This is a genomic window from Halorientalis pallida, from assembly GCF_004118325.1.
GTDB classification, from domain to species: Archaea; Halobacteriota; Halobacteria; order Halobacteriales; family Haloarculaceae; genus Halorientalis; species Halorientalis pallida.
In genome coordinates, this window is sequence record NZ_RDFA01000001.1 from 470,407 (window position 1) to 483,396 (window position 12,990).

A 12,990-nucleotide genomic window follows, 5' to 3' on the forward strand; every position below is an offset into this window, starting at 1 on the left:
CGTGGGCACGGACTCGACGGAAGACGAGTCCAGCGAGTCTTCCGCGTCCCCGCTCGCGTCTGACGGGGACCCTGGCCGGAGTTTCGACGCAAACCTATTGTTCGACCGGCGGGTACGTGAAGCCATGTTCACACGCCTCACGGTTCCCACGCCGTTCCAGGTCGGTGCGGTCAACGCCTACCTCGCCGGCCGGACGCTGATCGATCCCGGCCCGGACAGCGAGGAGGCCTGGTCGCAGCTGCTCGACGCGCTCGAAGAGCGGGGCCTGACCCCCACCGACATCGAGCGCGTCCTCGTGACTCACCCACACCCCGACCACTTCGGCCTGGCCAACCGGTTCCGCGAGGCCGGCGCGTCCGTCCTCGCCACGCCGGACGCCGCGCGGATCATCGGCGACTTCGAGGGCCGGTTCGAGCGCGAACGCGCCTTCTTCACCGACTTCTTCGAGCGCTGTGGGATGGCCCGCTCGACCGCCGAGACCGTCACGGGCCTCCCCGAAGTGTACCTCCGCTACGCGCCCGACGTGGCGACCGATCAGGAGATCGTCGCGGGCGACACCCTCGTCGTGCAAGACACCGTCCTCGATGTCGACGAAGTCCTGGGCCACGCCGACGGCGAGTGCATCCTCTCCTACGACTGTGAGAGTGAGCGCCGCGCTGTCGTCGGTGACCACGTCCTCCCCGAGATCACGCCGAACCCGTTCCTCCTCCCGCCAGGGGAAGACCGTAACGAGCGCCCGCACGTCCTCCCCTCGTACAACCGCTCGCTGGATCGCCTGATCGACCGGGAGTACGACCGCATGCTCCCGGGCCACCGCGAGCTCGTCGACCGACCCAGTGAACGGATCGGCGAGATCCGCGAGGCCCACGAGGAACGGACCGACAACGTCCGTGACCTCGTGGACGGCCCGACCACGCCCGTCGACGTGATGGATGATCTGTTCGGGGACCTACCGGTGACCGAATCCTTCGCCGGCATGAGCGAGGCTGTCGGCCATCTGGACGTGCTCGAAGAAAGGGGTGCTGTGACGATGCGGGACCGGGGCGGCGTCCTGGTCTACGAACCGGCGTAGGTCGACGGCGACCGATCTCGCACGGCCGGTTCAGTACGTCGGACTCTCCTCCGGGACGCCCTCGCGCTTGTTGATCACGCGTGCGAGCGTGAACAGGCAATCGGAGAGCCGGTTGAGGTAGACGATGGCGGCGTCGTTCACGCCGGCTTCCTCGGAGGCGAAGGTGACCGCCCGGCGCTCCGCGCGGCGACAGACCGCGCGTGCCTGGTGGAGTTTCGCGCCCGGTTCGCTCCCGCTGGGCAGGATGAACCGCTCCAGCGGGTCGAGTTCCTCGTCGTAGTCGTCCATCCACGATTCGAGTTCGTCGACGTGCTCTTCGGTGACCTGCGGGTCGTCCTCCTCGGGGTTGGGGTTGGCGAAGTCGGCCTGGACCACGTGGAGGTGGTTCTGGATCGACCGCAACTGGTCGTCCACGTCGTCGTAGCCCGTGGGCCGGACGACGCCGACCAGGGCGTTGACCTCGTCGACGGTCCCGTAGGCCTCGATCCGCGGGCTGGCCTTCGACACGCGGTCCATGTTCCGGAGGTCCGTCATCCCCTCGTCACCGCGACCGGTGTAGATCTTCATATTCCCACTGGGGTCGCCAGTCTCTTATAGTTCCCCGACGCCGACGGCGACGGAGTTTACTGGCGTGCCACCCCACAGACGGTATGGTCCTCGGCCGTAGCCCGACCGTCACGACGCTTTCGGTCTTCGTCGTGATCTTCCTGCTGGAGTGGGTCGCGATCCCCCTCGGTCTGTTCGGCACGCTGTTCGTGCTGACGCCGCCGGTCGCCGCCCACCCGTGGACGCTCGTGACGAGCGTCTACGCGCACGTGACCCTCCAACACCTGCTGGCGAACTCGCTGGGCCTCCTGGTCACCGGCGTCGTCCTCGAACGCGCGACGACGCGCCTGCGCTATCACGCCTTCTTCGTCGGCACCGGCGCGCTCGCCGGCATCGCACAGATCACGGTCGGCGGCGCGTTCGGAGCCGGAACTGGCGTCCTCGGCGCGAGCGGTGCCATCTTCGCGTTCGTGGGCTACCTCCTGACCAGCAACCGACTGACCGACACCGTGGTGGGTGGGATCGAACTCTCCGGCCGTGTCCAGATGCTCGCCTTCCTGCTCGTCGCCGCGGGCATCACGCTCGCCACCGGCTCGGCTCGCGCCGCACTGGTGGCACACTTCACGGGACTGCTGGTCGGCCTGCTGGCCGGCCGGGCGCACCTGCTACGGGCGTGAGTCGGTGGGCACGAAGCGACGGTGGCCGCCTCACTCGATCCGGCGGGCGTCGGGATCGTAGTCCAGCAGGCCGAGTTCCGACAACATCGGCAGGTGGCAGTGGTGCAGTGCGATCCTGACGGACTCGGCGGCTTCGGGTGCCGGCACGTCGCCGTCCGCTTCCGCAGTGGCGACCGCCGCCGCCAGGTCGTCGAGCCGACGCGGCACCGGCGGCGCTTCGAGAATCGAGAGCAGCGTGCGACGGCGCTCGTCGGCGAGTGCCCGGTGTCGATCGGAGGTGGCGAGTCCCGCCACCTCGTCGGCCGTTCGTTCACCGAGCGACTGCGTGTGGTCGTCGGCGATCGTGTTCTGCTCCTGTGGTTCCATGTCTACCGGGAAGCGACCGCGAGGGGTAAGGCTGGTCTAGAAGATGCTAGGTGTGCCACCGTGGTTCGGCCGGTGGCTGGCTCGCCCGTTCGCCCCGCACGCTATCGAGTTGGATACCGACTGCCGACCGACTCTTCCCGTGAGGATACCCGGTTGTGGCTCCGCCGGCGGAGGCTTATTACGGTCCGTCTCTTGGGGGGAGCAATGTCACAGACGTCTCTGACGGCGAGTTTACAGGAGACGCTCGCAGTCTTCCGGCGGGGTGGGGAGCCGCTGACGACGACGGAAGTCGCGACCAGACTCGACGTGGGTCGCCGGAGTACCTACGAGCGACTGGACCGACTCGTCGACAGCGGGCACCTCGAGAGCAAGAAGGTCGGCGCGAGCGCGCGGGTCTGGTGGCGGCCGGTCACGGCAGCGGGACGACCGCTTCGGGAGACCCTCGATGCGGTCACGGCCGAAGCGGTCGTCGGGAGCGTCCTCGACCGGGCCGACGTGGGCGTGTTCGTCCTCACCGAGGACCTCGAAGTCGCCTGGCTCAACGAGGCGACCGCACGGTACTTCGGTCTCGACCGCGAGGCGGTTCACGGCAGCGACAAACGCACGCTCGTCGACGAGGTGGTCGCCCCGGCGATGGCGGACCCAGCATCGTTCGCGGAGACCATCCACGCCATCTACGACGAGAACGCGGACACCGAGCAGTTCGAGTGTCACGTGACCGGCGGCGAGGGGCGTGCGGACCGCTGGCTCGAACACTGGAGCGAACCGATCACCTCGGGCGCGCTGGCCGGCGGCCGAATCGAACTCTACCACGACGTGACCGAGCGACACGAACTCGATCGCCGGCGCAACCGGGAGCACGACCTCCTGGCGAAACTCCTCGAGACGAGCCCGTCAGGGGTCGTCGTCCTGGACGCCGACGGGCGGATCGACCGGGCCAACAGCCGCGCGGCGGAGTTACTGGGATTGCAACGGTCGGCGATTCCCGGCCGGACCTACGACGAACCGGAGTGGGACATCTGGCACGAGAACGGCGAGCCAGTGTCACTCGCGGAGCACCCTGTCACACGGGTCCGCGAGACCGGCGACCCCGTGTTCGGCTTCACGCACGGGATCACGCTCCCGGACGGCACCGACCGGTGGCTGTCGAGCAACGCCGCGCCCCTGTTCGACGAGGCCGGCGACGTCGAGCGCGTGGTCGTCACCCTCGAAGACATCACCCGCCTCAAAGAGCAGTCTCGCCGCCTCGAACGCCAGCGTGACGACCTCGAACGGGAACTGCGTGAGGTGTTCGACCGCGTCGACGACGCCTTCCTCGCCATCGACGATCAGTGGCGGATCTCCCACGTGAACGACCGGGCGGCGACGTTGCTGGGCGAGTCGGCGGGTGAACTGGTGGGCCAGGACATCCGGGCCTGCCCCGGCGTCGCCGGCACGCCGTTTCTGGACCACTACGAGCGAGCCTTCGAGACACAGGACCCCGTGACCTTCGAGGAACGGTACGCCCCGCTTGATTCGTGGCTAGAGGTCACGGCGTACCCCTCCGAGAGCGGGCTCTCGGTGTACTTCCGGGACGTGACCGACCGGAAAGAGCGCGAGCGAGAACTCGAACAGTACGAGCGGCTCGTCGAAACCGTCGACGACGGGATCTACGCGGTCGACGACGACGCGCGGTTCGTCCTCGTCAGCGACGCCTTCTGTGAACTGACCGGCTACGACCGCGAGGAACTGCTCGGCGCACACGCGACGACGGTGCACGCCGACGAGATCACACCACGGGTCGAACGACTCGTCGATGAGGTGTCCGACGACGACGCCGTGAGCATCGAGCTCGAGATACAGACCACCGACGGCGAGACGGTCCCCTGCGAGACGCGGCTCGCACCGTTCCCACTCGACGACGGCGTGGGCCGGTGTGGCGTGACCCGGGACATCTCGGACCGGATCGAATACGAACGGGCACTCCAGACGCAGATCACCCAGCAGGCGGTCGTGACCGACCTCGGCCAGCGCGCCCTCGAAGACGAGAGCGTCGACGCGCTCCTTGCCGACGCCGCCGAGTGGGTCGCCGACACGCTCGACACCGAGTACGCCGGTGCCCTCGAACTGGACGCGGACGCCGCGGCGTTCCACCTGCGAGCGGGCGTTGGCTGGGACCCCGCGGTCTACGGGACGACCACCGTCTCGGCCGACGAGGCGACCCAGGCCGCGTACACCCTCCGGAGCGACCAGTCGGTCGTGGTGACCGACTTCGACACCGAGTCACGGTTCCCGCCACCGGCGCCACTGGCGACCCACGGCGTCCGCAGCGGGATCTCGGCTGTCGTCGGCCCACAGGACGACCCCTGGGGCGTCCTCGGCACCCACGACGACGAGCCACGGGCGTTCACTCCCGAAGCGGTCAACTTCGTCCAGTCGGTGGCCAACGTCCTGGCATCCGCGATCGCAAACCACGATCACGAACGGGAACTGGTCCGCCAGCGCGAGCGCCTGGCGGCCCTGAACGAGATCAACGACCTGGTCCGCGGGGTCACCGACGCGGTCATCGAGCAACCGACGCGCGACGAGATCGAACGGACGGTGTGTGAACACCTCGCGGACTCGGCGTCCTACGAGTTCGCCTGGATCGGCGACGCCGACCCGGCGAGCGAGACCGTGAGCCTGCGGGCGGAGGCCGGCGTCGAGGGCTACCTGGACGGCATCGAGATCTCGGTCGATCCCGACGACGAGCGAAGCGGTGGCCCCACGGGCAGGGCCTTCCGGACCGGCGAGATCCAGACCACACGGGACGTCACCGCGGACGACAGGCACGACCCCTGGCGCCACCACGTCGAGCGCCACGGCTTCCGGTCGTCGGCTGCGATTCCAATCGTCCACGAGGATACGCTCTACGGCGTCCTCAACGTCTACGCCGCGCGGCCGGACGCGTTCAGCGGCCAGGAACGCGTCGTCGTCGAGCAACTCGGCGAGGTAGTCGGCCACGCCATCGCCGCGACCGAACGCAAGCAGGCACTCATGAGCGACGAACTGGTCGAACTGGAGTTCGTCGCTCCCGGGGTGTTCGACACACTCGGCATCGACGCGGCCGGAGACGGCCGGATCAGCCTCGACCACGCCGTCACGGTCGAAGACGACGAGTACCTCGTCTACGGACGGGCGACCCCCGACGCCATCGACGACGTGTACGCCCTCGTCGACGCCCTGCCGTACTGGGAGTCCGTCACCGTCCGTGAACCGACCGACACGGTACCGTTCGAGCTCCGGCTCTCGGAACCACCGATCCTGTCGGTGATCGCCTCCGCCGGCGGCACCGTCGACGCGGCCGTCGTGACGGACGGCGACTTCCAGATGACCGTCCACGTCCCGCCGAGCGCCGACGTCCGCCGCATCACGCAGGTCGTGACGGAGACCTACCCCGGCGCGCGCCTGCTGAAACAGCGCCAAATCACGCGCCGGAACGAGACCGTCGACAGCATCCGACGCGTCCTCCGGGAAGACCTCACCGACCGACAGCGGACGACCGTCGAGGTCGCGTACCGCGCCGGCTTCTTCGAGTGGCCGCGCACGGCAACCGGCGAAGACGTCGCCGAGACACTCGACATCGCCCCCGCGACCTTCCACCAGCACCTGCGGAAGGCGCAGGCGAAAATCGTCGAGACGGTCCTCTAGAGCGGTCGGTCACCGCGAGCCAGTGATGCCGGTTCCGTATAGCACTCGACGATTTATGGGCCCCGAAAACCGGGACGTTGAACTATCCGGCCGTAAAATCCGTGAGCATGGCCATGGAACTCGAGCGGTCCTGTCCGAACTGTGGCGAGACGAAGACGTTCTACCGGGCGGCGAGCACAGAACTCCACCTCGGGCAGAAAGTCAAGTGGCACTGCCCGGACTGTGACTACGGCTTCGTCCAGATCGACAACATCGACACCGGCGCCGAAGCGTAACCGGTCGTTTCTTCCCGAAGCATCGTCCTCCAGCGCGGTGGTGTCGCTCCGTCCTGTACAATCGAGCCCCTCTAGCGACAGCTACCGAAGTGCCCTCACTGAGACGCCGAACCACGCCAGTGAGGCGCCATCACCGCGGAAGCTGGCGGCCACACCCCGTCACAGGCCCACTCAGATAAATCAGATGTCGCGATAGGAAATACCCGAGATCCGGTCTCGGGACACTCCTCGGGTCGGACGGCCTGTCACTCGAACTGCTCTGTCTCGGTGGTCCGGACTCTCTCAGGTCCCCGCGGTGATGTCTGCGACGCGCTGGCGGTCGAACAGCGCCCCGTCCCCGGTGACGCGCCCGAACCGATCGGGGTAGAGCTGTTGGGCGGCACGTTCGGCCTGGAAGAGGTTGTGGATCGGCCCCTGGTGGAGGGAGCCACCGCGGTAGACACGGCCGTTCTGGACGGCGGTCAACTCGCTCCCGACCGGGTGATCGCGCATGTACTCGAGGACCACGGCCCGGAACTCGGCGGGCGATTTTCGCTCGTGTCCGCGAACGAGGCGAACCTGACCTCGCCGGTGGGTGCTATCCTCACCGAGTATGACTGTTCTTTCGGGGTGTCCCTCCCCTGGGGACTGTCGCCGCCCAGTAAACTCGAACAGCCCGCGACGGCCCCACCAGCCGCCAGCGCCCCGCCGTACTTCAGCGTCTCTCTCCGTGTCGGTACCCCACCGCTTGCCGTGTCTTCCGACACGGTTTTAGGCTCGCCTAAAGACACGAACCACTTTCGTATTTTAGGCCCGCCTAAAACACGGCTCAGCGCGGTGCCCCACACCCCGGACACGTCGGCGGTCCGGGGAGGGCCGCCGTGCTGAGTCGTCCATCGTGATACAGCGGTGTTGGCCGGCGCTACAGCCCCCGCCGGCAAGAAGGTACGCGGGACGTGCGCGCGACAGTCGATCCCGGGGTCCACCGGATCGGGCCGCCGGAAGGCGGTGTCTCTGGGTGTGGTAGGGGGCGTTCTGACACGTCCGGACCGCGAACGCGCTCGCAGCGGTCGGGTACATCGAGGGCTGAAACGGCCGAAACCGGTAAACAAGCCACTGCGAAAGGACACTGTAATGAACGAATCGCTCACCGGTCGTATCTCCGCGAGATACAGTCGGCGGGTGGCCGTGTCGCTGGCCGCGACGCTGGCCGTGACGCTCGTGCTGGGTACGATCTTCACCTACCACGCGGCGACCACCGGCGCAGCCGTGTCGGCGCTGGCCGGCACCATGTTCGTCATCGTGTTGAACCTGGGCCTGCTGGGCATCGTCCTCGGCGGGAACGTCGGCGTCGAACTGCGCAGGCTCACCGAAGTCGCAGAGGCCATCGAAGACGGGAACCTCGACGTGACCCCGGAGTCGGATCGCCCCGACGAGTTCGGCGAACTGGCCGAGACCCTCGACGACATGCGGCTGTCGCTGGATTCGGCGTTCGAGGAGTCCGAGCAGGCCCGCGAGAAAGCCGAACAGGCCAGGGCGGAGGCCGAGCAGGCCAAACTGGAAGCGGAGGAGCTGACCGAGACGTTGCTCGACCGGGCCGACGAGATCGGCGACGCGATGACCGCAGCCGCCGACGGCGACTTCACGCGGCACCTCGACGACGAGGCCGACGTGGAGGCCATCGAGCGCATCCTCGTCGCCTACGAGGAGATGGCCGACGGCCTCTCCGTGACGGTCGACGACATCCAGGACTTCGCCGCCGAGGTCCAGCAGGCCAGCGAAGCCGTGGCCGACGACGCCGCGACGGTCGAGGACCTCAACGCCACGCTGGCGACGGACATCCGCGACCTCGCCGAGGACATCGGCGACCAGGCAGCGCGCCTGGACGCGGCCGTCAGCGAAGCCAACGACCTCTCGGCCTCGATCGAGGAGGTCGCCTCGACGACGGACGAGGTCGCGCGCCAGGCCTCGAACGCGGCGGAGGTCGGCGAGGCCGGGACCGAGCGCGCACAGCAGGCCGTCGAGGCCATCCGCGAGGTCGAGGACGCCGTCGAGCGCCTGGGCGAACAGGTCGGCGCGCTCGACGACCGGATGACCGAGGTGGCGGCGACGACGGACCTCATCGACGAGATCGCAGAACAGACCAACATCCTCGCGCTGAACGCCAACATCGAGGCCGCGCGGTCGGGCGAGGCGGGCGACGGGTTCGCCGTCGTCGCCGACGAGGTCAAGGAACTCGCCGAGGAGACCCAGGACTCCATCGACGAGATCGAGGGGATCATCGCCGCCGCGCGGACGGACGTCGACACCGTCACCGACGAGATGGCGGCGACCAGGGACCGCATCGGTGCGAGCGTCGGAAGCGTCACCGAGACCGGCGAGACCCTCGAAGAGTTGATCGAGACCGTCACCGACGTGGACAGCGCGATGGGCGAGATCGCCCGCGCAACCGAGGACGGCGCGGCCGCCACCGAGGAAGTGGCCGCGACCGTCGGCGACGTTCGGGAGGCGGCGACCGACGTGGCCGACCGCTCGCACTCGCTGGCCGACACGGCCGACGAGACCGCGGAAACCATGCAGGACGTTCGCGGGCGAGCTGACGACCTCGCGAGTCGGACCGCCGACCTCCAGCGCCAGCTGGCGACGTTCGAGACCCGGAACGTCGACGACACGGCCGACCACGGGATGAGCGGCGTGAACCGCACGGCACCCACGATGGGTGGTGACGATGATTAGCTCAGCGACGGTGTATGCTGCCAGCGCCGGCGTCTACGCCGCCGTGGTCGCGGCGCTGGTGCTGTGGCTCCGACGAATTCCCGAGTCCTACCGACAGTACTGCTACCCCGTCCTGGGCATCGTCGTGATCTCCGGGATCGCCGTGGCACTCGACGCCGCGAGGATCGGGACGATCGTCGTGAACGAGTACCCGATAACGATTCCGAGCCTGCTCGGCGACCTGATCGCCTACCCCGCGCTCTGGGCGGTCGCAGCCCTGCTCGCCGGTGTCGATCGGCGGATGCTCGGGATCACGGTCGCGATCCCGTTCGTCCAACGGGGCGCCTTCACCGTCGCTGCGGTCACCGATGGCCTCGTCGCACTGGTGTCGGTGTCTGTCGTCGTCGGCGGCCACCTCGTCCTCCTCTATCTCTACCGCAACCAGATCTGGGAGGCCGCACAGTCGGTCTCGGACGGACAGCGCCTCCTGCACTGGAAGGGGCGGAACCTGCTGTTGTTCCTGATCGGCATGATCATCGTCTCGGCGGTGCTGGGCCTGACCGGGCTGTTCGACACTTTCGTCAGCGCGGTGCTCACTCAGTACATGAACCTGCTGATCCGCGCCGGCTTCGCCGGCTTCCTCTTCGCCAACGTCACGAACATCGACGTCGGCGACGCGGGCGGCAACCTCCTCGAGGAGATCGGCGGGTCCGGGAACCAGCCGGCCGATCCGAACCCGGCCGACTGACGCCACGACCGCCGTTCGACGCGTTTTTGCCCGGTATTCCACAGATTCTCGCGAAGGAAAGATTAGCGCGGACCGGTCAGTAGCTACGGCGTTCGCCGTGGCTCACTCCTCGTCGCCGAGGGCCTGCCAAGAGAGGCGTGGGTTCCGGGCGGCGGCGACCTGGTCGATCCGGGTGGCGCTGGTCTCGGAAGGCGCCGCGTCGAGCGTCGCGTCGTCCTCGCCGGCGACGGCGTCGAAGGCGGCCGCCAGCTGGTCGAGCGTCCGTTTGCTCTCGATCTCGGTGGGTTCGGTCATCAGGGCTTCGCCGACGATCTCGGGCCACTTCGTCGTCGGCGGGTGGACGCCGTAGTCGAGCATCCGTTTCGCCACGTCGGCGGCGTCCTGGTCGCCCGCGCTCGCGACGAACTCGTGGTGGAACGGACCGAAGGGCACCTCGTAGTCGAGCTGCGTCGCGAGATAGTTGGCGTTCAGGACGGCCTTGGCGCTGGCGTCCGCGAGTCCGGGGTCGCCCAGTCGGGCGATGTAGGCGTAGGCCTTGAGCAGGACGAGCCAGTTGCCCTCGAAGCCGTGGACTTTCCCCACGCTGTGGTCGGGTTCGTAGCGCTCGTAGCCGGTCCCGTCGGGTTGCGCTCGAACGTGTGGCCGCGGCAGGAACGGTGCGAGGTCGGCCTTGACGCCGACCGGACCGGCACCGGGGCCGCCGCCGCCGTGGGGCGTCGCGAACGTCTTGTGGACGTTGTAGTGCATGATGTCGAAGCCCATGTCCCCGGGGCGAGCGCGGCCCAGCAGCGCGTTGAGGTTCGCGCCGTCGTAGTAGAGCAATCCGCCGGCGTCGTGGACGATGCCAGCGACCGTCTCGATGTCGCGCTCGAAGAGGCCGAGCGTGTTGGGATTCGTGAGCATCAGTGCCGCGGTGTCCTCGCCGACGGCCGCGTCCAGCGCGTCCAGATCCACCCGGCCGTCCTCCGCGCTGGGTAGTTCCACCACGTCGTAGCCCGCCAGTGCCGCGCTCGCGAAGTTGGTGCCGTGGGCGCTGTCGGGGACGACGACCTCCGTCCGATCCTCGCCCTGGGCCTCGTGGTAGGCCTTCGCGATCAGGATGCCCGCGTACTCGCCCGCGGCTCCGGCGGGCGGCTGGAGCGTCACCGCGTCCATCCCCCCGATCCGACCGAGGTAGTCCTGTAGCCCGGCCATCACGGCCAGCGTGCCCTGGACGCTCTCGTCGGGCCGGTCCGGGTGGACCGCACCGTCGGGAAGCGCGACCACGTCCTCGGTGAACTTGGGGTTGTACTTCATCGTACAGGAGCCCAGCGGGAAGGGGCCGCTCTCGACCCCGTAGTTCATCTGGGAGAGGCGGGTGTAATGACGGGCCAGTTCCGGCTCCGAGAGGCCGGGCAACTCCAGCGAGTCGCGCGTGAGGTCGTCGGGCAGTGGCGAGTCGTCGCCGCCCACGTCGACTTCGGTCGTGTCTTTCTCCGAGAGGAGGGGTTCGTACCGGTCCGCGGAGTCGGTCCAGCGGGCCTGCTGGTAGCCTAGCGTCCCCGATCCGTCGTCGCCCGCGTCGGGGTCGGTCGGATCGTCGCTCATGGGGCCACCTCCGCCATCGCCGCGACGAAGCCATCGACGGCCGCTTCGGTCCGTTCGGTCACACAGACCTGCAGGAGGTGTTCACCGACGTCGTGGACCGCGTAGCCCTCGTCGCGAAGGTCGCTCGCGACCGCCGTCGCGGGCTGGTCCGTTCGAGCCAGGAACTCCCGGAAGTGGTGGCGGTCGTGGACGGGTGCCTGCACGCCCTCGATCTCGTCGAGGCGAGCGGCCAGGTCCTGTGGGTAGCGCACGCAGTCCTCCGCCAGGTCGACGAGTCCGTCCGGACCGAGCCAGGCCGCGTGGATCGCCGTCCGGAGCGCCACCCACGCCTGGTTCGTACAGATGTTCGATGTCGCTCGCTCCTTCCGGATGTGCTGTTCCCGGGTCTGGAGGGTGAGTGTGTAGGCCCGCCGGCCGCCGTCGTCTTCACCCGCGCCGACCAGCCGACCGGGGACCTGCCGGAGGTAGTCCTCGTGGGTCGCGAACATCCCCAGCCCCATCCCGTAACTGCGCCCGAGGCCGAGGGTGCTGGCGTCCCCGATGACCACGTCCGCGCCGACGCTCGCCGGTTCTTCGAGGAGCGCGAGCGCCACCGGGTCCGACCCGAGACAGAACAGCGCGTCGTGGGCATCGGCGAAGTCGCCGACTACCGACAGCGACTCCTCGATCACGCCCCGGACCGTCGGCGTCTCCGCGTACACCATCGCCACGTCCTCGGCCATCGTGCCTTCGAGGGCATCGGTGTCGACGGCACCGTCGTCCATCGGGTAGGCCTCGACAGTGACGTCGACGCCGTCGGCGTAGTTCTCGAGCACTGCCCGTCGACCGGTCGCGAGGTGGGCGGGGACGAGGACGCGGTCGCCCGAGATCGACCGGACGCGCTGGGCGAGCGTCGCGGCCTCGCCGAGCGCGGTCGCGGCGTCGTACATCGAGCAGTTGGCAACGTCCAGACCCGTGACCTCGACGAGCATGGACTGGTACTCGAAGAGCACCTGGAGGAAGCCCTGGGCGACTTCCGGCTGGTACTGGGTGTACGAGGTCAGAAACTCGGAGCGGTCGGACAGGTGGTCGACCAGCGAGGGGACGTAGTGGTCGTAGTGGCCGCGACCGAGCAGTTCGGTCAGGTCGTCGTTGCGCGACAGCGTCCGCTCGATGTCGCGCCGGACCTCGCGCTCGCTCCCGGGGCCGATGTCGAACGTATCGTCGAACCGTACCGGACTCGGAATGTCGAACAGCGCCTCCTCGCTGTCGACACCGATTGCGTCGAGCATTGCCGCCGTCTCCGCCTCGGTGTGGGGTGCGTACGGACTCCCGTGTGTGTCGTTGTCGGTCATGGTAACTACCGCAGGACGGGGC

10 protein-coding genes and 1 pseudogene are annotated in these 12,990 nt (G+C 68.4%); 6 read left to right on the forward strand and 5 right to left on the reverse strand.

Annotated elements, in window-relative coordinates; genetic code table 11:
* Nucleotides 1-124 precede the first annotated feature (124 nt).
* On the forward strand, nucleotides 125-1,072 hold the full coding sequence (locus tag EAF64_RS02595; RefSeq protein ID WP_129067402.1) for an MBL fold metallo-hydrolase: 948 nt from the start codon (nucleotides 125-127) through the stop codon (nucleotides 1,070-1,072).
* A 30-nt stretch (nucleotides 1,073-1,102) separates the two neighbouring features.
* On the opposite strand, the gene EAF64_RS02600 is transcribed toward EAF64_RS02595, so the two are convergent.
* A complete protein-coding gene (locus tag EAF64_RS02600; RefSeq protein ID WP_129067403.1) occupies nucleotides 1,103-1,639 on the reverse strand; it encodes a cob(I)yrinic acid a,c-diamide adenosyltransferase in 537 nt (178 codons plus the stop codon).
* Nucleotides 1,640-1,722: 83 nt separating this feature from the next.
* On the opposite strand from EAF64_RS02600, the gene EAF64_RS02605 reads away from it, so the two are divergent.
* Nucleotides 1,723-2,295, forward strand: coding sequence for a rhomboid family intramembrane serine protease (locus EAF64_RS02605; protein ID WP_129067404.1), 573 nt, complete (start codon nucleotides 1,723-1,725; stop codon nucleotides 2,293-2,295).
* A gap of 30 nt (nucleotides 2,296-2,325) precedes the next feature.
* On the opposite strand, the gene EAF64_RS02610 is transcribed toward EAF64_RS02605, so the two are convergent.
* Complete coding sequence (locus tag EAF64_RS02610) at nucleotides 2,326-2,661, reverse strand: DUF7344 domain-containing protein (RefSeq protein ID WP_129067405.1); 336 nt, start codon at nucleotides 2,659-2,661, stop codon at nucleotides 2,326-2,328.
* 204 nt (nucleotides 2,662-2,865) lie between these two features.
* Here EAF64_RS02610 and EAF64_RS21285 point away from each other — a divergent pair, with 204 nt between their 5' ends.
* Nucleotides 2,866-6,330: a PAS domain-containing protein gene (locus EAF64_RS21285; RefSeq protein WP_227738865.1), complete on the forward strand. Its 3,465-nt coding sequence runs from the start codon at nucleotides 2,866-2,868 to the stop codon at nucleotides 6,328-6,330.
* Nucleotides 6,331-6,437: 107 nt separating this feature from the next.
* Nucleotides 6,438-6,605, forward strand: coding sequence for a DUF7838 family putative zinc beta-ribbon protein (locus EAF64_RS20735; protein ID WP_193767544.1), 168 nt, complete (start codon nucleotides 6,438-6,440; stop codon nucleotides 6,603-6,605).
* Nucleotides 6,606-6,887: 282 nt separating this feature from the next.
* Here EAF64_RS20735 and EAF64_RS02630 read toward each other — a convergent pair.
* Nucleotides 6,888-7,163 (reverse strand): annotated as a pseudogene (locus EAF64_RS02630) (ABC transporter substrate-binding protein); the annotation flags it as partial.
* Nucleotides 7,164-7,718: 555 nt separating this feature from the next.
* Here EAF64_RS02630 and EAF64_RS02640 point away from each other — a divergent pair.
* Together EAF64_RS02640 and EAF64_RS02645 are read left to right on the forward strand one after the other, a co-directional pair.
* Nucleotides 7,719-9,320, forward strand: a complete 1,602-nt coding sequence (locus tag EAF64_RS02640; protein ID WP_129067407.1) for a methyl-accepting chemotaxis protein — start codon at nucleotides 7,719-7,721, stop codon at nucleotides 9,318-9,320.
* On the forward strand, nucleotides 9,313-10,047 hold the full coding sequence (locus EAF64_RS02645) for a bacteriorhodopsin (RefSeq protein WP_129067408.1): 735 nt from the start codon (nucleotides 9,313-9,315) through the stop codon (nucleotides 10,045-10,047). Before EAF64_RS02640 ends, EAF64_RS02645 begins: the two co-directional genes overlap by 8 nt.
* Before the next feature lie 102 nt (nucleotides 10,048-10,149).
* Here EAF64_RS02645 and gcvPB read toward each other — a convergent pair whose 3' ends face one another.
* Together gcvPB and gcvPA are read right to left on the reverse strand one after the other, a co-directional pair.
* Nucleotides 10,150-11,634, reverse strand: coding sequence for an aminomethyl-transferring glycine dehydrogenase subunit GcvPB (gene gcvPB, locus EAF64_RS02650; RefSeq protein ID WP_129067409.1), 1,485 nt, complete (start codon nucleotides 11,632-11,634; stop codon nucleotides 10,150-10,152).
* Nucleotides 11,631-12,968 (reverse strand): aminomethyl-transferring glycine dehydrogenase subunit GcvPA, encoded by a 1,338-nt coding sequence (gene gcvPA, locus EAF64_RS02655; protein WP_129067410.1) that lies wholly within the window; start codon nucleotides 12,966-12,968, stop codon nucleotides 11,631-11,633. Before gcvPA ends, gcvPB begins: the two co-directional genes overlap by 4 nt.
* Between the last annotated feature and the right edge of the window lie 22 nt (nucleotides 12,969-12,990).